This window comes from Vibrio sp. N418, from assembly GCF_000222565.1.
Lineage (GTDB): Bacteria > Pseudomonadota > Gammaproteobacteria > Enterobacterales > Vibrionaceae > Vibrio > Vibrio scophthalmi.
Genome location: NZ_AFWD01000032.1, coordinates 17,102 through 43,639 on the forward strand (window position 1 = coordinate 17,102; position 26,538 = coordinate 43,639).

Below are 26,538 nucleotides of genomic sequence, written 5' to 3' on the forward strand. Positions count from 1 at the left end.
CCTCCGTGAATTTACGCGATTAAGGTCAGTAACTCATGTTTTAATAGTTTCGCACTCCAGTTATCGCGCCACCCTTTTGGAATCCAGGTAAAGCGATTGATCTCGCGGACCATTTCTTGAGCAAGAGTAGGCTGATATTTACTGTTGATCACGCAACCTATCAACGTACTTTCACTGCGATTCAGTAGCTCCATTGCCATGCTGAGCTGGGTTTCTCTAGTCCGTGCGCCAAGAACAACCAGTAAAGTATGTTGACAGGCTTGGGCGACACTCTGTGCCGAGATATTGCCACGATTGACTTGCAATAATGGCGACGTATCGACGATGACACGATCGAACTCAAGCAACCATTTTTCGATTTTTTTCTCTAAGTAGAGTGGGTTACGGTAATTTACAATGTCAGATTGCAAAGTGGGTTTTATGATGCCGGTGAACACGCGACCGCTATCTATTTGTTCCAACCAGCTGATGGGCTCGTCGCTTGTTTGTGTCAATAATGGTGAAGATTGGAAATTCGAACGAAACAAATTTAGATCGACAAGCAGAGTGGATTGTCCAGCAAGGAGATAACGCTCTGCCAATGCGGTTGCAACTGAGGTTACACCGTCACCAGAATGACAGGCCGTAACACAAATTGACCTCGATTGCTGCTGCTCTGCCGCTAAGTAGATTTGCTCAATTTCATTGTGTGTGGCTGGAATCATTATAAGGCTCCAATCAGTACAATCGTGGTAGTCAGTCGAAGGATATCTTCTAGGCCGACTCGTGCTTTCTCAAGAAAGGTATCTCGACGGTCGGGCACAAAAATGGTGTCGCCAGCACGAATAACGGGCAGTTGATAGATGTTCGCAGTTTTACTGAATTCGATCAGGTTGAAGGTGCGGGCTTGCTGTTGGCAGCAAGACATATTGACCACAGAGATTTTTTCTACATAGGCGTTGTCATTTGGCCCGCCAGCTTCTGCAAGCACATCCAAGATGGTCATGTTGTCGTTAAATACATAGCGACCGGGTTTGTTGACTGCTCCCAAAATGCGCACGGTTGATTCTTTACTTTGATCGAGCCAATTTTTGTCTTTTTCAGGAATATAAATAGTGTCGCCCATAACAACGTTGGGGAGCAGCGATTCATCACCGGTTTCAAAATAAAGTGATAGATTGAGTTTACTCACTTTTGAATAGCTCTTGTCACGGTGCGTGACGCGAATATTGTGAATATCCGCATCTTTGGTTGGCCCGTCGGCAGCTGAAAGAATATCGAGAAAATGCATCTCTTTGGTAAAACGGTAGCGGCCCGGAGAGTTAACTTGACCAAAGACGTAAATTGAGGCGTCGGAGCTTTGGCGAACCCATTGGGATTTGTTGTCAGATGGATCTTGCGGTAAATCGTGGATACGCACGATAGAACCAGCACTAATTACGGGTAGGTCGTACGGTGGGGCTCCATTTAAAATAAATTCATCGAGGTTAAATGTGTGCAGCTTGCCATCGCCATTAACCACCTCGATTTTCGTGGTGTCGGCTCTTAATGTTGGGCCGCCAACGTGAGCAAGCAGATCCATTAAGTCCATTTCATCTGACCATTCAATACGGCCTGGGCGAACAACTTCTCCGATTACACTGACCGCGCGTTCGGGAGCGATTTTTAACCATGATTTTTCATTCATGTCGGTCTTTTCAGGAACAAAAATCGCGTCACCAGGACCAATTTTAGGGGGACCTTGGCCACTTAATCCTTCGGTGTAGGCGGTTAAGTCGAATTTGATCACGCGACCGCTGGCTTTGATAAGACGGATTTGACGTGATTCGGCAAAACGGGTTGGGCCACCAGCGTTGGCGAGAATATCCATAAAGGACGCCCCCGATTTACCCTCATAGGCGCCGGGGTGCGCTACTTCCCCCATGATGTAGACAACATTTGCCCCGGCTTTAATCTCTTCTTCTTGTTTAGGGACGAAAATAGTCGTCCCTTCAGCTAAATTGGGCAGTAAGGATTCGTCCCCACTGTCGAGATAACGTTTTAGGTTAAACATTTGCGGTGTGTTGTTGGTGATCACACGGATTTGCTCTACCGAGGCATAACGAGTTACACCACCAGCACGCATTAAAATATCGACCAAATCGGTATTGGGTTTAAAAGAAAACGAACCTGGCGCATTGACCTCGCCAAACACTTTAATGGCGGTGCGGTTATCGGCACTGTCCCCCGCATTGGCTTGCTTTGCTGCATCAAATTGTTGTTCGATGTTGCCAACAAGTGGTGAGGCCGGGACAAAAAGGCTGTCGAGCGATTTGAGATGAGGTAGCAGCGATTCATCACCAGAATCGAGGAAGGCTTTGTAGTTGAAGCTCTGCTTACCGTTGCCTCTTTTGAGCAGCATGTTATCCAATTGAGCACCGGAACGGAGACCACCCGCAGCGTGCAGTGCCGTTTGAATATTGGCGTTCTTGGGTAAAGTATATTCACCGGGCGAGGTGACATAGCCTTGCACTGAAATCAGGATTTGTTGTTGCGCAATATAAACGCTGGCGGAAGAAACATCGCGATAGACTTCGTTCAGCGCGGCTAAAACTGACTCGGACAGTTGCTTTTCATTGTAACCCGCCACGTAGAGTGTTCCGACTTCTGGTAGATCAATACGACCACGTTTATCCACTTGAAAGCCACGATTCAACGAGCTCTCTCCCGGCAGATTAATCTGGATCATGTCGCCAATTTGCACTTTTTCTTGCGACACTTGATCACTGGATTGGTTCGCGAATGTATTGCCAGCCAATAGGGCCAGGGTGAGGAACAGGGTGTTAATCCAACGCATAATAATCTCCTAGTGGATTTTGCTCTGCTAGCTCTTTGGTGGCGATAACTTCAATACTGACGCGGCGGTTGGTTAATTTGACGCCTTCCGTGGTGCCATCGTATAGAGGGAGCGAGTCACCCAATGAGTGGGTAGTAATTCGGGTTGGATTAAGGCCAAAAATAATCAGGTAACGTTTCACTTGTTGTGCGCGATCCATGGCCAATTTTTTGTTGTAGAGATCGTCTCCGGTTGCATCAGCATGGCCAGTCACAGAGAGGTTTAGGCTTGGATTCTCACTTAAGATGTTAGCGGCTCTGGCGAGATGCCCCATGTATTTGGGGTTTACTTCCGTCGAGTTAAACGCAAACTGATTGTCGACGTTGAGTAGGTTGAACAATTCATCGACGACGGCAAGTTGCATGCGAAATGCATCTTGGTTGATTGGAGGTACGCAATTGGCTTGAGAGGTAACATAGTCGAGCTGGCGTTCTAATTCACCGAGACGTTTGCGTTGAATGACAATATCATTTGCCGCATCCAGCATCAGGCCTCCCTCGAGCTCTCGAGCAATACGGTTCTGTTTTTCGATTGCCTGCACGACGGCAGCAGGGAAGCACCAGCGAGCGCCTTCTCGGATTAATGCATCTAAATGAAGCTTGGTCAGTTGCCAATCGAAGCGCAGACCATGTTCAGGGCCAAGCGGTTCGTCGGGCATGACCGGTGAAAAACTATTATCGATATGATTTTCTGCTAGGCCACCGCGTCCATCATCAGGATAGCTGGTGCAACCTAGCAAGATTATTGACATAGCTAGGGCTATGTATCTACGAAAAGTAACCATGCCAACCGCCTATTATTATTAGTGTTTTTGTGAATTTACCGGTATTGCTTGATCGATTCGGAGCAGATTGATGATTTCTAATGGTTGTCCTGTAGCGTTTTCAATCCGCATATTACGACGACGTTCAACCAAGCGCTTATATAGATAAACGATAGCACCTACGCCAGAAGAATCGAGAAAGCCTACGTGAGCGAGGTCAATTTCAATTTCGGGATGAGAAAGATCCGAGATAATTTCATCTAAATGTGGTTGGGCACTACGGCTACCATCAGCGTCTAAATTACCGTCAATCACCAAAGTTAAAAGCTCGTTGTTGGTTTCAATTTTACGTAGTTCCATAGTTGTACTCCTCGTGGTTTAAGTAGAGTTGAGCATGGAATGTGCCAAGAATTATTTTTAATAAAAACAATAAATTAAATGATAGCGCTGGAGGATTCTTAAATTGGAAAGAGGGTTTCTCAAATTAAGAATCAGTTTGAAGCAGTGACTACGAGGGTAAAATTATCGGATAGGTTTGCGACCAATGGCGCGCTAAATTCATACTCTGTCTCAAATTTTTTGCGTTAGCGTGAGAGAGAAATAGTCTTAACCGGAGAAAAACATGCAACGCACTCTGAGCGCCGTCACAAGCGGATTATTGTTTTCATTAAGCAGTCACGCGAGTGAGCACGCCGCCATTACGCCACTAGAACCATCGGCGATGATGCCTGTATTGTTGGCTACGAGTTATGAACAGGGCATCGATATTACGCAATATTGGCAAAGTGAAAAATTGGATGGGATACGAGCGCTCTGGGATGGGAGTCAACTAAGAACGCGCAGTGGCAGAGTTATCGTTGCTCCAGCTTGGTTCACCAAACCATTGCCTGATTATCCTCTCGAAGGGGAGTTATGGGCAGGTCGTGGTAATTTTCATCTTGTGCAGCAAACGGTGCTTGATCATCAGCCTGTTGAGCAAGGATGGCAAAAAATTGAGTTTATGTTGTTTGATATGCCACAAGCAGTAGGAGATTACGAAAAGCGTTATTACAACATTCTTTATCTAGTGAAAAAAATGCAGGCGAAGCATGTAGATTATGTTGAGCATACGCCGATTTCTTCTGAGCAAGAGCTGTTTCGTCACCTTGATAATGTTAATAACCGTCAAGGTGAAGGGATCATGCTACGCCGAATCGATAGTCGTTACCAAGCGGGTAGAAGTTCGGATTTGCTCAAATTGAAATTACATCAAGACGATGAAGCAATCGTGGTGGGCTATAAGTTGGGGAAGGGGAAGTATAAAGGCCAAATGGGTGCGGTATTGGTTGAGTGGAAACCCGGTGTGCGTTTCTATATCGGCAGTGGATTTAGTGATGAGCTACGAAAATCGCCACCACCGCTGGGCAGCCGAATAACCTTCCGCCACAACGGATACACCAGCAATGATATTCCCAAGTTTGCCCGTTTTGTTCGGGTTCGCATCGAGTAATCTTGATTTAAAGTCGCTTAATCTGCGAAGCAATCTCATTAATCATATCTTGACCATCATCTCCGCGCAGTTTGACTAAGGTGATAAAAATCGCATCCGCAATGACTTGTTGAGCGGTTCTGGCTGCCATTGAAGAAGCGCGGTGTGCTGATTCATCAGCCACAGTATCGAGGCAGATATCGGCGATATTGCGTAGTACACTTTTTTGCGGTGACGTCAGCGCTATTACCGTTGCGCCTTTTTCCTTGGCGGTTTCAGCCGCAAGGTTGATCTCTTTGGTGTTGCCTTGGAAAGAAAAGACAATTTGTACATCGTTGCTAGTCAGTGTTCGTGCCATGCCTATTTGTACGTGGCTATCCATTTCGGTGATGGCCAAAATGCCTAATTTTAGCAACTTGTAACCAAGATCCTTTGCTGATAATGCAGATGCGCCCATGCCAACAATTTGCACCTTGTTCGCGCTGTTTATTTGCGTAATAGCATCATCAAAGCGTTCACAATCAAGGGCATCGCTGGTTTTGAAAATCGCCTCGGTTTTGGCTTTAACCAGTTTTTGGATAATGGTACGGGTTGAGTCATTGACGGAAATGTTGGTATGCAGAGGGGTTGCCTGTAACGTCTGCTTTCGGCTGACTTCTTCTGCTAACGCCAGTTTGAATTGGCTATAACCTTTAAAGCCAATACGTTGGGTGAACTTCACGATGCTCGATTGACTCACCCCAATCACGTTGGCGATCTCTTGGCTGGTTAATGCCATCGCCTGTTCGGTGTTTGCCAATACCCAATCAGCAATCTTCACGCCGTTTGTCGAGAGTTGCGTTCTTTTTGATACCAACTTATTTGTGATGCTCATCACTTTACCTGTATTTGGTTGAAATAAATTATTCCAAAAATCCTAACGGTTATTTCTTTTGAAGTGCCTTCTATTTGTGGTCTTGGTCGCCTGTGACAATGGTGGCTAACAATGGCTGATCAAATTATTCCATCAGATGGCTGATTTTGGAATAAATAATTATGTGACGTGGCACGTCGTTTTTGAATAATTAATTCACTAACATCCAGCGCATAAATTGATAAGCCAACACGCAAGAGCACGATATGAAAATTGACCTAAGCCACCTAGTCACGGAAAGCCGTAATCAAAGCAGTCAGAACATTGATACGTTATCAACCATAGAGATGCTGAAAGTCATCAATAACGAAGACCAGAAAGTGGCACTCGCGGTGGAAAAAGTCTTGCCGGAGATCGCGCAAGTGGTTGATGCAGTGAAAGCCGCATTTGCCGTGGGCGGCCGCTTGATTTACATGGGTGCAGGTACATCAGGCCGCTTAGGTATTCTTGATGCGAGCGAATGTCCTCCGACTTATGGAACACCGGCAGAGCAAGTAGTGGGCCTCATTGCTGGTGGTCATAAAGCGATTTTAAAAGCGGTAGAGAATGCTGAAGATTCACCGCAACTTGCAGTCGACGATCTTCGCAATTTAAACCTGACTGAAAGAGATGTTGTTGTTGGTATTGCTGCCAGCGGTCGCACGCCGTATGTCCTTGGCGGAATGGAATACGCTCGAAATGTCGGCGCTTTTGTTGCATCGCTTGTCTGCAATCCAACTTGTCCAATGATTGAGGCTGCTGATGTGGCGATCGTGCCTGTCGTTGGCGCTGAAATTGTAACGGGATCGTCACGCATGAAAGCGGGGACAGCGCAGAAGTTGGTACTCAATATGATCACAACTGGCGCGATGATTCGCAGTGGCAAGGTGTTTGGCAATTTGATGGTGGATGTTGAAGCGACCAACGCTAAATTGATCCAACGCCAAGCCAATATCGTGATGGAAGCGACGGGGGCTGATGAACAAGAAGCTGAGTTGGCCTTGTCGCAGTGCCAGCGTCATTGCAAAACCGCCATCCTGATGATTCTAACCGGTCTGGACGCTGCGCAAGCGAAAACGCTTCTTGAGCAAAATGATGGATTTATTCGTCTTGCATTGGAGTGTCACAACTCATCCAACTAAGTATTTTGTTAATCAAACAACATAGCCAATAACTGAAAAACATAAATTACCTACTTGCTATTGAGCTTCTTGGCATTGATTTGAGAAGTTCGTAAGGAATCCTGTAATGGCCAAAATTACAATAAATACCATAGAGAGCATTATTGCTGCGGTCGGCGGCGGTGCGAATATCGAAAAAGGCGGCAACTGTATGACGCGCTTGCGTCTGTCATTAGCGGACACCGGCGCAGTTGATGAATCAACCTTAAAAGCCATTCCGGGTGTTTTGGGCGTGGTTGAATCAGACCAACAATTACAAGTCATTCTTGGCCCAGGAAAAGCACAGCAAGCGGCAGAAATGCTCAATGAAATATTGGATAGTTTAAGTCTTGGTGGTTCAAGCAATGCGTCGACAGCGTCGAGAAATAACGACGATCTCAATAGCATTGCTAAGCAACAAAAGTCGCAAATGAAGAGCAAGCAAACCAGTGCAGTTCAACGCTTTTTAAGTAAGTTTGCCACCATTTTTACCCCGTTGATCCCCGGTTTTATCGCTGCAGGCTTATTGCTCGGTTTTGCCACGCTGATAGAGCAGACAATGATCATCGGCCAAGACCCGAGTGAATTCATTGTAAGCCTTGTTTCTTATATGAAGGTCTTCGGCAAAGGCTTGTTCGCGTTCTTAAGTATTTTGATTGGTTATAACGCCCAGCAAGCGTTTGGCGGCTCTGGAGTCAATGGCGCGATTTTAGCCTCGCTATTTGTATTGGGGTATAACCCAGATGCAACCTCTGGTATCTACTCGGGCATGAGTGATTTCTTTGGTTTTGCAATCGACCCGCGCGGTAACATTATTGGAGTGCTGTTAGCTGCGATTCTTGGTGCACAAGTTGAGCGTTTAGTACGTAGATTCATGCCAGATGATTTGGATATGATCCTGACATCAGTGGTGACTTTACTTATTATGGGCGCAATTACTTTCATCGTGATCATGCCGGTGGGCGGAGTGCTATTTAAAGGGATGTCGTGGCTGTTTTTGAATTTGAACGATAATCCATTTGGCGCTGCTGTGTTAGCTGGTTTATTCCTTATCTCCGTGGTGTTTGGTATCCATCAAGGTTTTGTTCCTGTTTACTTTGCCTTAATGGAAGTTCAAGGTTTCAATTCGCTATTCCCAATTCTTGCTATGGCAGGGGCAGGCCAAGTAGGTGCTTCTTTGGCGCTGTATTGGAAAGCGAAAAAAGAATCAACACTGCGTACACAAATCCGTGGTGCAATTATTCCTGGTATCTTAGGTATCGGTGAACCTCTTATTTACGGTGTAACTTTACCACGTGTAAAACCGTTTGTGACTGCTTGTATTGGTGGTGCTGCGGGTGGTTTCTTCATCGGTTTGGTTTCGTACTTTGGCTTACCCGTTGGTTTGAATACCGTGTTTGGACCATCAGGGATTGTCGCTATTCCTCTGATGACGTCCAATGAAGGCATTTTTGCGGGTATGGCAATTTTTGTCATCGGCCTACTGATTTCATATGCGGTTGGTTTTATTGCTACCTTGCTTTTTGGTAGTAAGGATATTGACCTATCGTAAGAGGGTAATAATGCTCCTAAAACCACCAGAGTTTTAGACTGTTTCCCATTAACCACTACATAGATTTTATGCAGTGGTTTTTTTTTACTATTAACTGCTCACGTTTGCGACAAACGACACGAGTTTCGTGCTGGTATTTAAGCGTTACTCTAGACATACCAGTAGACGCAGAATAAAATTTTGCATAACACGTCTCTTGGATTGCGAGGGCGCTGTTCATCCACCCATAATTCTAAAAAACCATCCTTTAAAGCGCTGAACAGCGGTAGCCGTTTGCGCTGATTAGGTGTGGGCGATAGTCGATATACGTAGGAGTAGTAGTCATCGTGTCGATCAAAATAAAAGCAGCGTTGGCAAAGTTTCGTACCTTGCCATGGGTTGTTCGTTGGAGTACGTACACGTTAAGTGCTTACCTATGTTATGCCGTTTTCCTTGGTTTACTTGTTCCGTATGTGGCTAAACAGCAAATACCTGAACAGCTGTCTAAGTTGGTCGATCGTCCTGTGACATTAACCGACGTTACTATCAACCCATTTACGTTGCAGGTTGATATCACAGGCTTTGCTATTTTAGAGCAAGATCAAACACCGTTTATCAAATTTGACCATGCCAGCAGCCAAGTCAATATGTGGCAGTCGCTATTAAATGGCGCGGTGTCGGTTGAATATATCACGCTGGATAAACCTTTTATCAACATCGAACGCTGCGATAATCAAAATAAGTTGCTGTTTAATTTTAGTGATATGTTAACGGCCATTGCGCGTAACGATGCAACAACTAATCGTGAAGCAAAAGATAGCGCAACGGACTTAGCGCAAGCAGAACAACAGAGTGGGGACCAAGTCGTTGATCGTCACGCACCATTATTCCCAGTAGAGATTAAGCACACTAAACTGACTGGTGGTGATGTTCGTTTCCTTGATGAAGTTAGCGGAACACAACTTCATTATCCTAATATCGACGTCACTGTCGGTGAATTCTCTACTCAAAGCTTGTTGAGTGATTCGGCACCAATCAACCAATATAAGCTGCTGATTACTGATGCCGATTCCGCGACGTTAGCGCTTAATGGGCAAGTTCAATTAAAACCGCTCAAAGTGGTTGGTGATGTAGCAATCAATCACATTCAATTGCCGCGTTTGTGGGGCTTTATTGAAAACGATCTCGCGGCGAAGTTGACATCAGGTCAGGTGAGCTTTGCATCCCAGTATCATATCGCTCAAACCATTGGTGAAACGGAAGCAGACGATGCGATGAGCATCTCGACCAGCAAAGGTTTATTGGCTCTAGAGCAAGTCAACTTTAACGCGGGTGACAAGTCGATTGTGGCACTGAACCAGTTCTCGGTGAGCGATATTGCGACGAACCTCAACGCGCAAACTGTAGAGATTGGTGCTATTACATCTGATGGTCTGAATGTGGTGGCGAATGTCGATCAAAAAGGCGTGGATCTTGTTCCGCTGTTTATGCCTAGCTCACCTGCGCAAGTTAGTGAGAAATCAGGTTCACAAATTAAAGCTGAGCAGAGTGCCGATAAACCACAGTCAATTGAGTCAGAAGCGAACCTAAAAGAAGCCAATAGTGCTTGGCTTGTTACGATAGGCGGTGTTGAGCTCAAAGATTATCAGCTTAATCTGACGGAAAACATCGCGACGTCGAAAGCCAACCAATGGGTACTGTCACCGATTAATTTGACCACCAGCAAAATTGTTAGTGATTTCTCTAAGCTGATCGAATTTGATTTCTTCACATCGGTTAATGGTAAAGGTGACATCTCACTTAAAGGTCAGGCGGATGCCAAACAACAAGCAGTATTGGCGGATCTTAATGTCAAATCATTACAATTGGCACAGTTTCAGCCGTATTTAGCCAGCACAGTGAATGCGACCTTAACCAAGGGCGAAATTAGCACTCAAGCGCAAATCAATGCCAACTCGACAGGCAAAGTGGCGGTGAGCGGAGGAGTGCAGGTTAATCAACTGTCGATTCGTGATAACAAGTTGAGAAAGCCGTTTGTTAAATGGCGTGCACTGGCAGTCAATAAATTTAAATTTGATTTGCAGCAATCTAAACTCGATATCGATACTTTGAGTATCAGTCAGCCTTATGCGCGTGTGGTGATTAACAAGGATCGTAGTACCAACATTGGCGACTTAATACAGGAACCCGCGGCGAATCAGCCTAGCGCGAAAGTGCCATCAAAGCCTGTTAATAAGCCAAAGACGAAGGCTCCATCGACAACGACTTCGCAGCAAAAGCCTTTTGCATTGACGATACGTAAAATTGCTTTTAGTGATGGCTCGGCATTCTTTGCTGATAACTCGTTAACGCCTAACTTTTCTTCGGGTATTGAGCAGCTTAAAGGTACGATCGGCCATGTATCAAGTGTACCGGGTACTAAAGCGACCGTGGATATTAGTGGCAACATTGACAAGTACGCGCCGGTTAAAGTGAAGGGGGAAATCAACCCGTTACTTGCACAGCCATACCTTGATCTTGATGTCATTTTTAAAAGTGTCGAACTCACGACCGTCAACCCATATTCAGGTACGTACGCCGGGCATTACATCGATAAAGGTCAATTGACTTTGATGCTCAATTACCAACTGGAAAACAACCAGCTGAAAGGTTCGAATCATGTTGTGATTGACCAGCTTCAATTAGGTCAAGAAAGTGATAGTGATTTAGCTACCTCTCTACCAATTAAGCTTGCGATTGCTTTGCTACAAGACAGCGATGGCGTAATTGATTTGGGTGTAGAAGTCTCGGGTGATGTTGATGACCCAGAGTTTAGTCTCGGTGCGATCATTTGGAATACGATTTCCAACATCATTACGAAAGCGGTGACAGCGCCGTTTTCGTTTATCTCCAATCTGGCGGGTTCTGATGACGAGCTGAACATTATCGCATTTGATTATGGCGTGAATTCATTATCTGCTGAAGAGCAGGAGAAGTTACAAACGTTAGGTAAAGCGCTAGAAACACGTCCAAAATTGACCTTAAGTGTTGATGGCGCTGTTGACGCGGCAAAAGATACTCAAGCGCTTGAGTTAGCGCAGTTTAACCAATTGCTCGCTGATACGGCAAAAATGGAGGTTGCTGAACTTCCTGCTCAATTGAGTGCGAGCACGATGCCTGTTTCAGGCGTGCTTTCTGATGCACTCAAAGTGCTTTATCAAGCTCAATATGGCGACGAAGCTGAGAATGTCCGTGAGAGTATTGAAGATGAGCAGCATGAGAAGGGTGTCGAACTCACAGATGCAGATCTTAACCAACGTTGGCATATCGCGTTGTACAACTTGGTATTGAACAAGCAAGAAGTTGAACAAGGTGAGCTTGGTAAATTAGCCCAGCAGCGTGCTCAAGCGGTAAAAGCGTATTTGGTTGATGTGGTGAAAGTGGATGCATCAAGAGTCTTCTTGCTCGATAGCCGTTTTAATATCGATCAAGACAGCAGCAGTGTTTCCCTTACATTAGAAGCGGATTAAGCTTAATTTATCATCGTGACACAATATAAAGGCGCATCGTTAAGATAAACGGATGCGCCTTTTTTCTTTTATAGGGGGCTTTATGAGTGGCTATAGCCACTATGTGAACGTTATTCAGTGCCAACTCTGGTTCTTTTGTTTAGATAACCACTTGAGAGCTTCACGTTTTGCAAGGCCCTGAATGTTTTGCTGTTCGATAAAATGGGTGACTGCATCTGGATTGGTTTTGGAATATTCACGCAATGCCCAGCCAATCGCTTTTTGAATGAAAAATTCAGTGTCACTTTGGTTATCGGTAATGAGTGAAAATAACAAAGCATCGTCGGTACGTGCTTTGTATTTTAATTGGAAGAGTAGGGTCGTTCTGCGTAACCAGATGTTATCTGACCCGCGCCAATGCACCAAAAATGGCGCTGATTCAGCCGGATAACGAGTAAACAACTCTCCTGCAATATGCGTAGCTAATAGATCGACCGTATCCCACCATGATTGAGTGGTTAGCCATCGTTGCAAATCGTTTAGTATGGTGGCGGGTAACCGATTCTTGTAGGCGATCAGTAAATCTAGCGCAACCATCTGGTACTCTCGCTCTGGTAATTGCCAAAGTTGATTGATGACTGTCGATAATTCATTAATCGAGGGGCGTTGCGCGGAGCTTAATAGCGCTTTCATTGCGGCGCGTCTTGGTACGGATTGAATGCCAAGAAATTCAAATTGATTGCGCATATACGCTTGCATGGCTGAAGCGGTTTCAGGATCCGCCATCGGCGTGAGCCGTGCAATTGTTTCTCGAACCCAAGGGTGCATAGATCGTCCTGTTCTACAGGGTCAATAATTGACCATTTACATTGTGATCGCAGTGATTTTCATCATCGAAACTGACAAGACATGCTAGCATGAAGGTGTAGGTAACACTTATCAAATTAGAGGTTTATTGATGAACATAGTCAAAGTCGATAGTCACAATACCCACGTGTATGCCAATCTATATCAAGGTTACGCCGCGGAGTTTTCTAAAATTATCGGTGATAAACCGGATGAAAATGGTGTGTTTGAAATATACCCACAATTGGGCGGCAAAGTAACGGGCTATTTACTTTATGTTGACGGCGTTCCTGCTGCACTGACAGCAATTGAAGAGAAGTCGCCACAAGAATTCGAGATTTGTGATTTTTATGTCGTCCCCTATTTTAGAAAGAACAAAGTGGGTAAACAGTTTATTTCAACTCTGTTCTCGCAACTGCAAGGTTCATGGGAAATCAAACAAGTTGCTGGCGCAGATCACGCCGTTAAATTTTGGCGAGATGTGGTGACAGACTACACATCAGGCCACTATGTTGAAGACGCTTATCAGGATGAAAAGTGGGGGCTAGTGACAAGGCAGTGTTTCGATCACCGTGGTCATGACAACGGTAACGATTAATTCTGAAGTTTGTCCTCAAAGGTCGTTCACTCTGCACTGACATTTGAGGATTGTATTTATCTCAATGTTCACAAAATATGACTGTATTTATATACAGTCTTATTTTTTTCTCTATGCTTGGTAAATCAATTAACGCTTTAGCTCTTATAGTGGTTGGGCGTTTTGCTGTCGTAACGCAGCATTCCTTTTTTCTCCAAGATAGGTGTGATAAATGACTCAAGCGAAAACGAATTGCCTTTGTGGCGCGGTAAAGATCACCGCTCAAGATGTTAATCCTAAATTTACCGTATGTCATTGCCAATCGTGTCGTACATGGGGAGGTGCGCCGTACTTTGCGGTGAGGTGTGGAACCAAAGTAACCATTGAAGGCAAAGGCTATGTGAAGCTGTATCAATCTTCGGATTGGGCAGAACGTGGATTCTGTATCGAGTGTGGTACGCATCTGTTTTATAGATTGAAAGCAACGGGTGAGTACAACATGCCCGTAGGTCTGTTCCCGACGTTAGAAGGGTTGGAAATGACGATGCAGTATTTTAGTGATTTACGTCCTAGCTACTACTGCTTTAGTAACGAAACGAAAGAGATGAGCAGCGCTGAAATCATGGCGTACTTTGCTCAAAAGATGTAGTCGTAGAGATCTGCTTAATGTTGGCAGTATTGATGATTGCACTCTCCACAATGACAATGCTAGAGAGCGCATGATGGCATCATTTAATACCGGATATCCAAACGATTTAACAGGGATGGATAACCCCAGCCATTTTGATTGATGATAACCTTTTCACCAGTGAGATATTCAAATAGGGTGGGTGCCAGTGAGCCATTCTCTTCGGTCATTAGTGGCGTGACATTGTCACCAATTGGCGTTCCCCAAAAACCAATAAACGCATCTTTTTCTAAATAACTTTCACCAGCATGACGGCCGGGAACTTTGGTGTTGTAACCAATACCATCTCTAGGGAAAAGGTTGATCGTGCCCGCTCTAGATTCAGCATAAAGTTTGGCCAATTGCACTACTGAGTCGGGGCGCGGTGTGTAGCGTGTCAGTTCGCGCCACTGGCTTTCATTACACCATGTGTTTGGGTCGTTTTCTTTTGCCTGCAGAACACATTGCCCATAATAACCAGCAAAGGTTTCAAACTCCGCTTTGCTTTTATCAGGCGAATTCGGTAACGCAAGGTAAGGGTTTAGCTGGTGGACATTGAGTAAACTGGCCTGCTTATCCTGTGCGGAGTAGAAATAGCGGTAGCCTTGTTTGGTTATAAACTCATCAACACGCTTACCGTCGCGCTCTCCGATGAGTCTGACTTTGCAAGTCTCTTCGTTGCACTGATTTTCTCGAATCACCATATAATCAAGCGTGTCACCGAGTGCATCTAATGTTTCTGCGATGAGATCGATACCTGCCTCCGCTTGATGGTTAATTGGCTGCCATTGGGTTAATTCACGATAGTGGGGCTGTGTTTTCCAGCCTTGCTGTGAATTAAATAAATCAAGCATAAAGTTCCCTCCAGCGGTGGAAGCAACCACAACATCAGCTCCTTTGTTACTTGGATAATTGAGTGCATTGGTGATTTTTGGACCTTCGCCTTCATCAGACGATATTTTTTCAATATTGAGTGCGTAGCCAAGCTTCTTCTCTAGTGGTTGGAAGATCACTTTTTCTGGATTAAGTGTGTAGTAAACCGGCGCAAGGCCATGATCGCCTGCCATTCCCCACAATGTTCGTGAGTAAACGCCGGCCGTTTGATATGTTTGCTCTACTTGAGTGATCCAATAATCAAGTCGGTTTAATTCCCCTGTTGGCATAATAATTTCATCACTGAATGGGCCAACAAAATGAGCGAAATGATCTGGCCAAGGATTGTAAATCAACGTGTAGTCGGGCATCCCTTTACCATCAAGTTTGGCATACTGCTCTATGCTGTTTTCAATCGCCCATTTCCGTGAAAGTTTGGTGTAGAAACTCCACACTGGAATCGCTTGATAGTCATTGATGTCATTAATCAATTGAGTCCGTATTTGCGTCAACTTTTGCTCGACTTGGGCTCTTTCTTGCAGTTCACGTACGCAACGTTTTTCACCAAAATCACGGAGAGCTTCACCTGCGCCAAGATTGACCAGCGCATCGTAGCTGGTGTGAGCATTCCAATCATATTGCGCGTTGCAATTGAGGGTTTTTAGATAATTAAGGCGGTCAAACATGGTCTTTACTTTGTTTGCTTGCATTAATCGATCAAGCTGCAGCGCATCATTGCCAAAAAAGTAATAAGCGCGGTCTTCTTCTCTATCAACAAAATGGAAGTTAGGAATACCGGTTCCTTGCTCACCCGAGACTTTTGCCCCCGTTTTTATGATGGGTAAGTTACGCACACTTATCGTTGGGGTTGATGAAATACCAACGCGCGCAATCGATGCATAGTTGTCGGCATATAAGCGTTTAAAAAAGGGTAGGTAGTGTGGATCTTGGTAAGTTTGCTCTGCCAGCGTTTGTAGGAAACGCATATCTTGTTGATGCTCAGGGCTAGAAACGGTTTGTGGCGCATCATACTTTTGGTGCTCAATATGGTTCTTATAAGCCACATCAACAAATGGCTTTTGCGGGTCGACTAAGCCTTCTATTAGTCCTTGCTGTAAACCATCCACGGTAATTTGTACCGCTAAACGGCGCTGCTGTTGAGATTGCAAAAAATTGATGGCTTTGCTTGGCTTACGATCAAAGGCATCTTGCAGCCAATGATTGAGCGCAATGGCTCGTTCATCTTGATAGACAAACTGGCGGTACGCTTTTAGGACATTTAAACGGACAAAATCAACCAGCGTAATGGTAAGTGCTTGAGCTTTATTGTTGGTTTTATCTTGTTGATCCGGTTGATCATCTGCAATGATGGCTAATAGTGCATTTTTCATTTCGCCATCTTCCATCGAGCTAGAAGCTTCGCTCAAAATTCCGACAACGATAGGTTGAATTTGAGCAACTAACGCTAGGTCTTGCTCACTATTGCTTAGATAGGTGTACTGTGCGGGTAGTTGCTCTAAATCTTGCCATTCGCCAATCTGCACCAAGGCATCATAAACCGTGACCATCGCAGCCATAAAATCGCCATCAACTTTGATGCCTTCTTGGTGCGCTTGGTCTTTTTTGTGCTCGGTTGCTTCAGCGAGCGCATCATTCTCTGCGTTTTTATCCGCTGCAGCATTGACTTGAAAGAGAGAATGCTCAAACCCTTTTAAAGCACGATCGTCATACACGGTTTGGAGATAGGCTTTAAAGGCGTCTTCATTACCGATACCAGTATAACGGTCATAAAATTGATAGAGAAAATAGCCCAATGGAATCGAATAAGCAGGATTTGCAAGCTGGGCCATCACGCGTGCTTTGGTCTTAGTATCTAACGGTAAGGTGAGTAAATAGGTTTCTAGTGTGACCCCGCCCACTGTGAATAACGTCATGTCCCTAGTTAAGCGTGTCGAGTAAGACAGCGTTGAGACAATGTTATTTTGCAATACTTCTGCTGAATTAAATAACCCGCCAATAATTGGGGTGTTACCTACATTAGCGTTAGCAGGATTGGGCATCAGCATTCCCAGAGGGGATAAAGCTAATAAGGCGCGGGCAGTGATCGTATTTACGTGATACCAAGGCATGATCGAAATCCTTTTCATTTACAAGGTGTTGAATTTTTAATGGTCTGCAGTGAGCATCAATTAAAACTATTCTGCCAGCTATAAAAAAGAGTTCAACTCTACCTGATATGCAATTGCAAATGTGGCTGTTAAGTCACAGCACAAAACGCACCGTGATGGCGACAAAGGCGTGGTCACTGGCTTGTTTGTCATTCACGTAGATTGGGTTAATTAGATGCGAGTTGAGCACTTTATAGTCGCTCACATCGGCGAGTGAATAGGGTGAATCTTGCTGGAACTCTTGTGAAAGCAAAATATAATCTAATACATTGCCTTTAGCGAAATGATAGTGTGTTGGGGCACGTTCGAGCGTCGGGAGATCTTGCTCGGATGACTGCTCACTTGATAATTTGTTAACGTCGGTAAGTGTTTTTTTTACGGCATCTTGGTAGATGAACCAACTGTCTTGCAAATGCAAACGTTCATTGTTTTGGTCAACTTTACTGGTGAGCAACCCAGTGATATCACTGTCTAACGGTTGATTCATATCACCCATTAATACCGTTGGGATAGGGTGTTGTTTATACTGCTGCTCAATGAACAGGCGCAGCATTACCGCTTCCCAGCCGCGTTGTTGGCTTGATAGCCAACGACCAACCAGCAAGTGGGCATTGTCAGCGTCTGAGCTATCTGTTGGGCGCTGTGATTTTAAATGACAAACATGCACCGCCACTTCACCAATATCTGGTACATCAACGACAGTACAGAGTGGCTTGCGGCTAAATTCCGGTATTTGGGTAAGGTAGCTATGTTCGATAAACGTTGGTGGCGTTGCGGCAAATACTTTGCTTATAGGGTATCGAGACGCCAATGCCACAACAGGTTTAGAGTAAATATAATCACTTTCGATATGAGGGTGATCGACAGTGGCAAAGTATTGATAACCGATGTCAGCCAGTAAGGTTTTAGCTGCTTCAATACTGAATACTTCTTGTAGGCCGATAATGTCAGCATCTAACTGCTTGATTTGATCGAGCGTCCATCGGCACTTCTCCTGCCATGCGTCACGTTCGTAAATATTTTCAAAATCATAAAATGCCCCAGGCGGTTCAATGAAGTTGAATAGATTAGCAGTGGCGAAGGTAAGGGTTTTATCAGTGATCACGGCTTGTACCTTATTGGCTTTAGCCAAAAGATGAACATCAGGTATTGAGTTTAGTGTATCGAAAACAAGGCAGTTTTGCGCTGGGAACTTGCTTATCAAAACTGAGCAATAGGATTTCAACATCGAGTCTGAAATCACTTGCGGCTTTGATAAGCAACAGTGCGTGGCGTCGGCAGGACGCTTAAGCATCGGGACTATGCAGAGACTTTACGTGCCAGTTTGTGGTGCGCTCGGCAAAAATGGTCTGCACAAAAAGCGCCAACAATCGAAAGTTCACCCGCTAAGCATAACGCGGCAGCGACTTCGGCTAGTGCCTTGGCTTTGCCATTACCGTATAAGCCTAATATATCAAGACAGGCTTTTTGTGTTGGTAAGCCGGTTCCTCCGCCAACCGTACCCACCATGATGTTCGGCAAGGTAACGGAAGCATAAAGATCACCGTTAGGATCAACATCAAAACGGGTAATTCCAATTGCGGATTCAGCAACGCAGGCGGCATCTTGACCGCACGCAATATAAAGCGCGCTTAATGCGTTGGCGTAATGAGCGTTGATGCCGATGGCGCCACTTAACAAGCCGCCAACGGTGTTCATTTTGGCAAATTTGACCATGCTTTCTGGGGTTGTACTGAGATGCTTTTTAACCAATTCCGCTGGAATAGTAATATCGGCGGAGACTTTCTTACCACGCACAGAACGCAAGGTGTAAGCATTGGCCTTTTTATCTCCCGATAAATTGCCATCCAAAAACGCTTCAACAGGTGCGATAGGGCTCTGATCGAGAATGTAACGAAACACTTTATGTGTGGCAATCGTTACCATGTTTTGCCCAGAAGCGTCACCGGTAAGAAATTCAAATAGCAAATAAACGTGATTGCCTTCAATGTTGACGTTGATGTCTTTTAGCTTGCCATGCGTTGTGGTTGATTGTGCCACGTTGCGAAAAATATCGTACTGAGTGACCACCCAACTAACAAACTGCGCGGCCTGGGACAAAGATTGAAAAGCAAATACAGGTGTGCGGCTTACCCCTTCATTAATCAGCAGCGTACTGACGCCGCCAGCCGCCGTGATCAGATTGGCGCCTCGATTATATGAGGCAACTAAGGCCGCTTCTGTGGTTGCGAGAGGGATTAAAAAGTCATCATTGGCATGCAAACCATTAATTCGCAGAGGTCCTGCAATGCCCACCGGAATATTTACGGTGCCAATAAAGTGCTCGATATTGTGTGAGTATTCTTGATAGTGACTTTGCGTGAAAGGATCAAGCAGCTGTGTTTTATCGGTCATTGACTCTAACACTTGCCAGCGGCGCGCAAGATGCTTATCCGATAGGCCTGCACTGAGGCAGAGTTTCTTGGTTGGCTTATCGAATTTAGGCTCTAATGCGAATGGTACTTTTTGGTAGCGTTCGATATCAGAGAAAACAGAGCAATTTTTCACGCGGTTTAGATTTAGTTTCGGCATTCAAGAATTTCTTTTTTCGCTTTGACAAAATGGACGTGATACCGAGTTAGAGATCTAGCCAGGCTAGATATCAATACAACGCATACGCTGTGCGTTGAACTGTTTGAACCAATTAGCCGAAAGGGCTGCGATTTAAACAATCAAGGATCTTAAACGGGCTGCGCTTAGCAACGCGCCATTCTAACTAACTTCGAGGGGGAAGTGGTTGGAGCAGGGTAATTGTTGTTATCGTTAACCTGCCCTGGGAGAGATCTGTGCGGTACATAAAAATGATAAACTGTAATTAAATCAGTCGTCTTGCCAATCTTGCGACGCAATAGGGCGCGACAAAGTGACAACTTTGGTAACAAAATCGCTCATGTCGAAAAGTTTATTATGAGCATCCATAGCCTGAAAAATGAGCCATTTTCGTTAAATGGTGCGGCTATTTTACGTTCTGCGCCCTAACAATTTCTTCACTCACCCAATTTAACAGCTGTTTGATTGCCCGCGATAACACCTGATTTTGGCGCACGATATAGCCAAGGCTGGTCGTCGGAAATTGAGGCAGTGGTGTAACGGTGGTTTTTAGGTTCAGTTTCGGATGCAGTGAAAACTCCGGAACAATCGCGACACCAAAGCCAGCTTCTGCCCAATCGATTTGTGCATCAACGCTGCCCACTTCCATGACCCGATAATTTGGTAGGTTTAACGTTGGTAACGCAAGGTCGAGTAGATCGCGCGTACGGGTATCATGACCGAGCAGAATCAGTGTAGGTTCTTCAAGATTCGCTGATGCTAAACCTTGTTGCCATGCTTGCAGTCCATCACCAAGCGCGCACCATTTCACTTGTTGTAGCTCGGTAAAATGCAGAGGTTGGCTCTCTTTTTGTGCCATCACAAAACCTAAATCCGCTTTGGCGCTTTTCACCAGCTCTGCGGCTTGAGAAGAGGTGGTATTTAACAAGGAAAGATCGATGCCGGGAAACTCCTTTTTGAACGACTGGAAAGGGGAGATAAGTAACAATCGCGAGATAATATCACTGGCGGCAATCGTTAATGTCCCTTGGCATAAATCATTGATCGCATTGAGATCTGCCTGACACACCTGCAATTCCATTAAGGTGTTTTGTGCGCTATTGAGCAAGCGCTCTCCTGCTTGTGTCAGTCGAAAAGGATTACGTTCTATTAACTTAACGCGAGTTGTTTGCTCTAGTTGCTTGATGTGCAGACTGACGTTGGGTTGGGTCATATGCAGCTCAGTGGCTGTTTTGCCAAAGTGCTCTAAACGAGCCAAAGTTACAAAGGTATTGAGCCAATTGAGATCTAACATCGCGAGCCTCGTTTAAGTTGAAATAGTTACCTGGTGAAGAGAAACTGACTTAGAGCGATGAGTATAACCCCATATGAGATTCTTATTAAGGTTATAACGATTATTAATTTTTCTTATTTTTAGTCGCAGATTAGGATAAGGACATCGCTTTTAAGGAGAGTTAATTATGTCGTCTATTGTTGTTGTTGGTGCAAACTGGGGTGATGAAGGTAAAGGCCGAATCGTGGATTATTTGGCAGACCAAGCATCCGCAAGCATTCGTTTCCAAGGTGGTAATAACGCAGGTCACACTGTGGTTAATGACTTTGGTACATTCAAACTGCACCAGCTACCAAGTGGCGTATTTAACCCAGACTGTATCGGCGTTTTAGGCCCTGGTATGGTTATTAGTCCGGCATTGTTATCTGCTGAAATCGCTGAAGTTGAGCAATCTGGCGTAAAAGTAAATCTGTGCATTTCAGATCGTGCAACACTATGCCTACCACTACACGCAGAAGAAGATACTTTAGAAGAGCTTCGTCTAGGTGACGGTGCATACGGTTCTACTCGCCAAGGTATTGCTCCTTGCTACGGTGATCGTGTGATGAAAAAGGGTATCTTAGTTGGTTGGTTGAAACAGCCAGAGGTCTTGGTAGAGCGCATCCAATTTATGCTGGATTGGAAACTGCCTCAACTGCGCGCTCTATACCCAACCTTCAAATTTGAGCAAACGGCTCAAGAAATGGCGGATTGGTTGCTAGAAGTGTCTGCACCTTGGCGTGATTCTATCTGCAACGTAACGCTACCACTTAAAGATCTGCAAGCTGAAAACAAAACGCTACTTTTTGAAGCGCAGCTTGGTGCTGGTCGTGATCTTGTTTACGGCGAGTACCCATGGACAACATCATCTAACTGCGTATCTATGTATGCAGGTATTGGCGGCGGTTTACCAGCCCTTCGCCCTGAACGCGTTATCGCGGTTGCTAAAGCATTTAGCTCATCTGTCGGCACTGGTACGCTAATTACCGCAATGGAAGAGCAAGATGCATTCCGTGAACTAGCCGGTGAGTTCGGTGCAACAACAGGTCGCCCACGTGATATGGGTTACTTTGATGCCGTGGCAACGAAAAACGGTGTTGAGTTGCAAGCGGCAACTGAAATTGCATTGACTAAAGTAGACTGTTTGACTGGCCTGAACGATCTTAAGATCTGTGTGGCTTACGAAGGCGATCACAGCGAGAACCCAATTTGGCCACAAACCGCGTCACTAGCGCCTGTCTACGAGAAGATGGAAAGCTGGAGTGAAGATATTACTAGTTGTCGTCAATTTGAAGAGTTACCAGTCGCAGCACAAAAATATGTATTGCGTATTGAAGAGTTAATGGGTGTACCTGTGAAAATGGTTTCCGTTGGCCCTGGTCGCGAGCAAATGATTGTACGTTAATCGCCACTGTCACAAATAATAGAAATTCACAGAAGCTGATCAGAAATGGTCGGCTTTTTTATTTGCTTGGAAACTATAATAGAATAGAGAATAGAGAATAGAGAATAGAGAATAGAGAATAGAGAATAGAGAATAGAGAATAGAGAAAGGGTTAAGGGCTAAGTCATATAATCCGTAGATCTTGCAGCGTCGTCTTCGTGTTTATTGTAACGCTTTGTGGCTTTGCCCTTGTTCTCTCAGTGCTTTATTAATGAAAAAAGCAATGATAAGTCAGTGTTTACCTAAGTTCTACAGACGAGAGGATGGTCTGAAGAAGGAGTCGATAAGTTGAAGTGTGAATGCTTAACCTATCAGGAAAATACAATAAATTCCCCAAGTTGAATATCATCTTTATTGGTAATGCTACCCATAGAAGACTCTTCGCAATAAGAAAAGTTAAGATTTAGATCGTTTACTTTTCCGTTCGTGAGTACATGGCGCTTCAAAATATCACTATTGAGTTGATGAATTGTCGCATTCCATGATGTGTTGTTTTCAAATATATTAAATGTAATTAGCAATATGAGTACCTGTTTTTAAAGTTGAGTCAGAGCGTTTTTGTTGAAACCAAAATCTTTTACGTCCAAGAGAACGAGCCATAATATATACCTTATATGTAATGAGTTTTCGCTTGAGATTACCCAAGAGAAATAAATAAAAATTGTTCAATAAGAAATTTTTAGAAAGGTTTGCTGAACCCGTCATTTGATGAAAGGTTGAGGATCTAATGCATCTACTGGATTGCAGTCACATGTCAGTTAAGAGTGTTAGTCTGGCTGATATAAAAAGATGCTATCTGGCCTTAAAGTGGCCCTTTAAACCTTCGCGAACAACAATGTTATTAAACCAAGACTTGTCATCATGAAATTACATGATTGATACCAAGAGTCGATCAAGTTTAATGGTTATATTGTCCCGGAAATTTCTATACGAAATTTGTGCACTGGTTGTAGCTATTATTGGATAGAACTAAGGAGATACAGGAGAATCTTGCTAGGGATGTCGCTGGAAGTCTTACTATACGTTAACAACTCTATGTTCAGAGCAGCGGCTAATATACATCTTTAAATTTAAATAGCCAGCGTTATTTTAAATTATTTTTCGGTAAAGAGTGAGCAGTAAGTGTTTGTTCTATGTATTGCTTGTTGCTTCACTGGAGGGCAGGGGCGAACCTGCCCTCACAAAAATAAGCTTCGATTACGCAGACATTTTCAGGTTCTGGCTGCGATATTGAACGATATCTTCAATCGTTAACACTGGCATGCCGTGCGCCTTAGCGAACGTAACGATTTCTGGTGTTTTCGCCATAGTACCATCTGGATTGGTTAATTCGCACAACAGACCGGCAGGCTGGAGATCGGCCAGTTTCATCAAATCAATGGTGCCTTCGGTATGGCCACGGCGAGTTAATACACCGCCATCACGTGCGCGAAGAGGGAAAACATGGCCGGGGCGAGCGAGATCGCTGGCTTTGGCATTGGCTGCTATGGCCGTTTTCACTGTGGTGGTGCGATCTTGCGCTGAAACACCGGTGGTCACGCCTAGTTTGGCTTCAATGGAAACTGTAAAGGCAGTTTGGTTCGCACTATCATTGTTGATCACCATCGGCGGCAATTCTAACTGATTGGCGTGCTCTTCGGTCAAACATAGGCAAACAATACCGCTACATTCACGGATCATTAATGCCATTTGTTGCGCGGTTAAATGCTCAGCTGAATAAATGATGTCGCCTTCATTCTCACGATCTTCATCATCAAGTAGCATGACACCTTGGCCATTTTTAAGTGCTTCAATCGCTTTATTTACACGAGTAATTGGGTTGCCAAATTCGGCGAGTAGTGATGTCTGATTCATGGTTAATTCCTATATTGATACCAGAATCAGGGCTAATTTGGAGGGATAGAACACAATGCAAAATGCACCAGTTCGCAACAGGGGGAAACCTGCTGGCGATCTAGTGTGTCTCTTATTCTCTCTCATCCGGACTATGACCGTCGGCTCTGGCATCTCACCAGATCTGCTGACCTCGAAACATCGAGCGCTCGCGGGCTCATCTAAAAAAGATATACCGCCGGTAGGGACTTTCACCCTGCCCTGAGAATTACAGTTATGATTTTTGCCCATCAAGATGGACGGAAAAAGGTTAATACAGTTTACCGAGTGATGGAACTAAAATTTGGCAATAAAAACAAAGAGAATCAAGAAAAGTAACGAAAAGCTATGGATACAGAATAAACGTTATTACTTTAGTTGCATGTGCCACTGAAAGATTGCACTATCGTTTTACAAATCTCGTGCTTGACGGTCTAAGAGTGAGTACGTATTCCATTGTAGCTGAGCTATGTAATGGCGATTGCCATTGCGATTCGTTTAGTCATACCAAGAAAAAGAGGCTGCAAGTGTACCCAGAAGAAAAGAAGATAAGAAAAGCGACTCGCGTAGAAAGCGTAATGAATTCCGCGCTATGGCACTTGGGACAAAAGGATCTGACCGAAAGTGAATTATTGGCAAAACTGCGAGTAAAAACCGATAACGAAGATTGGATTGCCGATACGTTAGAGAAACTACGTGGTTTTGGTTACCTAAAATCCGACAATGAGTTTGCGATAAAGTTCGCCGAACGAGCATTTTCGAGTGAATATGGCAGCGGATATATTCTTGAAAAGCTGAAAAAGAAAGGGCTCAACGATACCCTTATCAAGGCCATGATTACCAAGGTAAAAGAAGACCTCAATATTGATGAGCAAGCGATTTTGAATGAACGCATCAATAGTTACTACCAAGAATTTAGCATCAGCAAAGAAAAGCTTAGCGCAGCGCTGCAAAAAAGGGGCTTTAGCTACGCTCAAGTCAACGAGGCGATAAAGCAACACGCTTGTTTTGAACAGTTGCAAACTAACCTTGAGATCAAAGCGGAAAAGGCTGATTTAGAGAAAGAAGTGTTGAAGTACGCGCGAAAAGGTAAGGGGATGACGGTGATTCGTCAGGAGTTGCGTCAGCGTAAGATAGATATCACCGAGCTTGATGCGTTGGTAGAAAAACTGATTAGCTCGGAACAGATCGATTTTTACTCTGCATGTTTAGAACAACTTGAAAAGAAATTCTACGATTTAACTTGTCATAAAGAGCGCAGCAAAGCCTATGCAATGTTATCTCGTAAAGGCTTTTCATCAGAAGAGATTAAATTCGCTATGAGCGAAATAGAGTAATCTCAGCAAAAACAATGTCAGTGAAAGAGTCAATCTCTTTGGTAGAGGTGACTGTATCAACAATCTAGTATTGCAGCCGTTTGCCAATAAGCGATAGTATAAGGACGATTTTTTTTCGTTAAGATTACATTATGTCAGATGAAAAACTCGCGCTAGAGTGGATGCGCCAACAAGCTCATAAAATTGATCCATACGTTTATGACCCGTCCTTTGATGAGTGTGTGGAGTTAATCAGCCCAGCTTTCAAAAAGGGAAAAAGTATCGCTCAACTCAAGTTTCTCCTTGGAGAGGCCGATCGTCGAGCTGGGGCGGCAGAGCGTAAGCATGCAGCATTAAAGTACGCGAAAGAAAAAAGCCCGAATGCAGGACAGATTTTGCGTCTTCAAAGTAAACTTCAGCAAGTGGAGTTAGCGCTAAAGCTCGCAACGGGTGATAACAATATGACTATCTCACAATTCTGCTCAGAGTATGACGTGAGCAAGCGAGATGGAAATACCGCGTGGCATGAAATATTGGTTCAGCAGAACAAAAGGAAACAATAGTTTAAGCTTGATATAGCTTACAGCCTCAGGCTCTTTTTAATTGACCTGTTTGATACAAGTATTGAATCAAAAACTCAGTGGCCGCAAGCTCAACGACGACTAAAATTACTCGCTCTTAAAGCCGTCGCTGAACTATCTCTCCTGCACTTATTGTT

19 protein-coding genes, 1 pseudogene and 1 riboswitch are annotated in these 26,538 nt (G+C 44.4%); of the genes and pseudogenes, 9 read left to right on the top strand and 11 right to left on the bottom strand.

The features are described 5' to 3' along the window. Positions 1–11 precede the first annotated feature (11 nt). The 4 genes and pseudogenes from RH86_RS04570 to RH86_RS04585 all read right to left on the bottom strand — a co-directional run bounded on the left by RH86_RS04570 (position 12) and on the right by RH86_RS04585 (position 3,977). The gene (locus RH86_RS04570; protein WP_009385274.1) at positions 12–704 is read right to left on the bottom strand and encodes a tyrosine-protein kinase family protein; all 693 of its coding nucleotides are present in this window, start codon (positions 702–704) and stop codon (positions 12–14) included. Beyond that, positions 704–2,725 (bottom strand): annotated as a pseudogene (locus RH86_RS04575) (SLBB domain-containing protein); the annotation flags it as partial. The gene RH86_RS04570 and the pseudogene RH86_RS04575, both read right to left, overlap by 1 nt. Positions 2,726–2,801: 76 nt before the next feature. Further along, complete coding sequence (locus RH86_RS04580) at positions 2,802–3,638, bottom strand: OmpA family protein (RefSeq protein ID WP_038219261.1); 837 nt, start codon at positions 3,636–3,638, stop codon at positions 2,802–2,804. Positions 3,639–3,656: 18 nt separating this feature from the next. Next, positions 3,657–3,977 carry an STAS domain-containing protein gene (locus RH86_RS04585; RefSeq protein WP_009385277.1) on the bottom strand — a complete coding sequence of 107 codons (321 nt, stop codon included), beginning with the start codon at positions 3,975–3,977 and terminating at the stop codon, positions 3,657–3,659. Between the two features lie 262 nt (positions 3,978–4,239). Between RH86_RS04585 and RH86_RS04590 the strand changes: the two genes are divergently transcribed. Next, positions 4,240–5,106 carry a DNA ligase gene (locus RH86_RS04590; protein ID WP_009385278.1) on the top strand — a complete coding sequence of 289 codons (867 nt, stop codon included), beginning with the start codon at positions 4,240–4,242 and terminating at the stop codon, positions 5,104–5,106. Between the two features lie 7 nt (positions 5,107–5,113). On the opposite strand, the gene RH86_RS04595 is transcribed toward RH86_RS04590, so the two are convergent. Then, positions 5,114–5,959: a MurR/RpiR family transcriptional regulator gene (locus RH86_RS04595; protein ID WP_009385279.1), complete on the bottom strand. Its 846-nt coding sequence runs from the start codon at positions 5,957–5,959 to the stop codon at positions 5,114–5,116. Between the two features lie 245 nt (positions 5,960–6,204). Here RH86_RS04595 and murQ point away from each other — a divergent pair, with 245 nt between their 5' ends. From murQ to RH86_RS04610, 3 genes are all read left to right on the top strand, one after another. After that, positions 6,205–7,119, top strand: a complete 915-nt coding sequence (gene murQ, locus RH86_RS04600; protein ID WP_009385280.1) for an N-acetylmuramic acid 6-phosphate etherase — start codon at positions 6,205–6,207, stop codon at positions 7,117–7,119. A gap of 106 nt (positions 7,120–7,225) precedes the next feature. Beyond that, the gene (murP, locus tag RH86_RS04605) at positions 7,226–8,689 is read left to right on the top strand and encodes a PTS N-acetylmuramic acid transporter subunit IIBC (protein ID WP_009385281.1); all 1,464 of its coding nucleotides are present in this window, start codon (positions 7,226–7,228) and stop codon (positions 8,687–8,689) included. A 326-nt stretch (positions 8,690–9,015) separates the two neighbouring features. Then, positions 9,016–12,177: a DUF748 domain-containing protein gene (locus tag RH86_RS04610; RefSeq protein ID WP_009385282.1), complete on the top strand. Its 3,162-nt coding sequence runs from the start codon at positions 9,016–9,018 to the stop codon at positions 12,175–12,177. Positions 12,178–12,291: 114 nt separating this feature from the next. On the opposite strand, the gene RH86_RS04615 is transcribed toward RH86_RS04610, so the two are convergent. Beyond that, the gene (locus RH86_RS04615) at positions 12,292–12,984 is read right to left on the bottom strand and encodes a DNA alkylation repair protein (RefSeq protein WP_009385283.1); all 693 of its coding nucleotides are present in this window, start codon (positions 12,982–12,984) and stop codon (positions 12,292–12,294) included. 130 nt (positions 12,985–13,114) lie between these two features. Here RH86_RS04615 and RH86_RS04620 point away from each other — a divergent pair, with 130 nt between their 5' ends. Beyond that, positions 13,115–13,600, top strand: a complete 486-nt coding sequence (locus tag RH86_RS04620; RefSeq protein ID WP_009385284.1) for a GNAT family N-acetyltransferase — start codon at positions 13,115–13,117, stop codon at positions 13,598–13,600. 211 nt (positions 13,601–13,811) lie between these two features. Beyond that, positions 13,812–14,228 (top strand): GFA family protein, encoded by a 417-nt coding sequence (locus tag RH86_RS04625; protein ID WP_009385285.1) that lies wholly within the window; start codon positions 13,812–13,814, stop codon positions 14,226–14,228. A gap of 83 nt (positions 14,229–14,311) precedes the next feature. Here RH86_RS04625 and RH86_RS04630 read toward each other — a convergent pair whose 3' ends face one another. The 4 genes from RH86_RS04630 to RH86_RS04645 all read right to left on the bottom strand — a co-directional run bounded on the left by RH86_RS04630 (position 14,312) and on the right by RH86_RS04645 (position 21,170). Then, positions 14,312–17,248: an alkaline phosphatase family protein gene (locus RH86_RS04630; protein ID WP_009385286.1), complete on the bottom strand. Its 2,937-nt coding sequence runs from the start codon at positions 17,246–17,248 to the stop codon at positions 14,312–14,314. Between the two features lie 133 nt (positions 17,249–17,381). Then, on the bottom strand, positions 17,382–18,392 hold the full coding sequence (locus RH86_RS04635) for an endonuclease/exonuclease/phosphatase family protein (protein WP_038219276.1): 1,011 nt from the start codon (positions 18,390–18,392) through the stop codon (positions 17,382–17,384). A gap of 194 nt (positions 18,393–18,586) precedes the next feature. Then, positions 18,587–19,858, bottom strand: coding sequence for a hydroxymethylglutaryl-CoA reductase (locus RH86_RS04640; protein WP_009385288.1), 1,272 nt, complete (start codon positions 19,856–19,858; stop codon positions 18,587–18,589). A gap of 424 nt (positions 19,859–20,282) precedes the next feature. Further along, positions 20,283–21,170, bottom strand: a complete 888-nt coding sequence (locus tag RH86_RS04645; RefSeq protein ID WP_005599107.1) for a LysR family transcriptional regulator — start codon at positions 21,168–21,170, stop codon at positions 20,283–20,285. 166 nt (positions 21,171–21,336) lie between these two features. Between RH86_RS04645 and RH86_RS04650 the strand changes: the two genes are divergently transcribed. Continuing rightward, positions 21,337–22,593 carry an adenylosuccinate synthetase gene (locus RH86_RS04650; protein ID WP_009385290.1) on the top strand — a complete coding sequence of 419 codons (1,257 nt, stop codon included), beginning with the start codon at positions 21,337–21,339 and terminating at the stop codon, positions 22,591–22,593. A gap of 1,236 nt (positions 22,594–23,829) precedes the next feature. Here RH86_RS04650 and ribB read toward each other — a convergent pair. Then, positions 23,830–24,486 (bottom strand): 3,4-dihydroxy-2-butanone-4-phosphate synthase, encoded by a 657-nt coding sequence (gene ribB, locus RH86_RS04655; RefSeq protein WP_009385291.1) that lies wholly within the window; start codon positions 24,484–24,486, stop codon positions 23,830–23,832. Between the two features lie 110 nt (positions 24,487–24,596). Continuing rightward, positions 24,597–24,738: riboswitch (FMN riboswitch) on the bottom strand. 344 nt (positions 24,739–25,082) lie between these two features. On the opposite strand from ribB, the gene RH86_RS04660 reads away from it, so the two are divergent. Both RH86_RS04660 and RH86_RS04665 read left to right on the top strand, forming a co-directional pair. Beyond that, a complete protein-coding gene (locus RH86_RS04660) occupies positions 25,083–25,841 on the top strand; it encodes a RecX family transcriptional regulator (protein ID WP_009385292.1) in 759 nt (252 codons plus the stop codon). Between the two features lie 131 nt (positions 25,842–25,972). Beyond that, positions 25,973–26,383, top strand: coding sequence for a hypothetical protein (locus tag RH86_RS04665; RefSeq protein WP_009385293.1), 411 nt, complete (start codon positions 25,973–25,975; stop codon positions 26,381–26,383). The last annotated feature ends 155 nt before the right edge of the window (positions 26,384–26,538 follow it).

Excerpts from the sequence above, each read along its gene's own strand:
- RH86_RS04625 (WP_009385285.1), top strand. The coding sequence starts at position 13,812 with ATGACTCAAGCGAAAACGAATTGCCTTTGTGGCGCGGTAAAGATCACC.
- murQ (WP_009385280.1), top strand. The coding sequence starts at position 6,205 with ATGAAAATTGACCTAAGCCACCTAGTCACGGAAAGCCGTAATCAAAGC.
- RH86_RS04620 (WP_009385284.1), top strand. The coding sequence starts at position 13,115 with ATGAACATAGTCAAAGTCGATAGTCACAATACCCACGTGTATGCCAAT.
- RH86_RS04645 (WP_005599107.1), bottom strand. The coding sequence starts at position 21,170 with ATGTTAGATCTCAATTGGCTCAATACCTTTGTAACTTTGGCTCGTTTA.
- RH86_RS04590 (WP_009385278.1), top strand. The coding sequence starts at position 4,240 with ATGCAACGCACTCTGAGCGCCGTCACAAGCGGATTATTGTTTTCATTA.
- RH86_RS04585 (WP_009385277.1), bottom strand. The coding sequence starts at position 3,977 with ATGGAACTACGTAAAATTGAAACCAACAACGAGCTTTTAACTTTGGTG.
- RH86_RS04650 (WP_009385290.1), top strand. The coding sequence starts at position 21,337 with ATGTCGTCTATTGTTGTTGTTGGTGCAAACTGGGGTGATGAAGGTAAA.
- RH86_RS04595 (WP_009385279.1), bottom strand. The coding sequence starts at position 5,959 with ATGAGCATCACAAATAAGTTGGTATCAAAAAGAACGCAACTCTCGACA.
- RH86_RS04665 (WP_009385293.1), top strand. The coding sequence starts at position 25,973 with ATGTCAGATGAAAAACTCGCGCTAGAGTGGATGCGCCAACAAGCTCAT.
- RH86_RS04660 (WP_009385292.1), top strand. The coding sequence starts at position 25,083 with ATGAATTCCGCGCTATGGCACTTGGGACAAAAGGATCTGACCGAAAGT.
- ribB (WP_009385291.1), bottom strand. The coding sequence starts at position 24,486 with ATGAATCAGACATCACTACTCGCCGAATTTGGCAACCCAATTACTCGT.
- RH86_RS04640 (WP_009385288.1), bottom strand. The coding sequence starts at position 19,858 with ATGCCGAAACTAAATCTAAACCGCGTGAAAAATTGCTCTGTTTTCTCT.
- murP (WP_009385281.1), top strand. The coding sequence starts at position 7,226 with ATGGCCAAAATTACAATAAATACCATAGAGAGCATTATTGCTGCGGTC.
- RH86_RS04630 (WP_009385286.1), bottom strand. The coding sequence starts at position 17,248 with ATGCCTTGGTATCACGTAAATACGATCACTGCCCGCGCCTTATTAGCT.
- RH86_RS04570 (WP_009385274.1), bottom strand. The coding sequence starts at position 704 with ATGATTCCAGCCACACACAATGAAATTGAGCAAATCTACTTAGCGGCA.
- RH86_RS04580 (WP_038219261.1), bottom strand. The coding sequence starts at position 3,638 with ATGGTTACTTTTCGTAGATACATAGCCCTAGCTATGTCAATAATCTTG.
- RH86_RS04615 (WP_009385283.1), bottom strand. The coding sequence starts at position 12,984 with ATGCACCCTTGGGTTCGAGAAACAATTGCACGGCTCACGCCGATGGCG.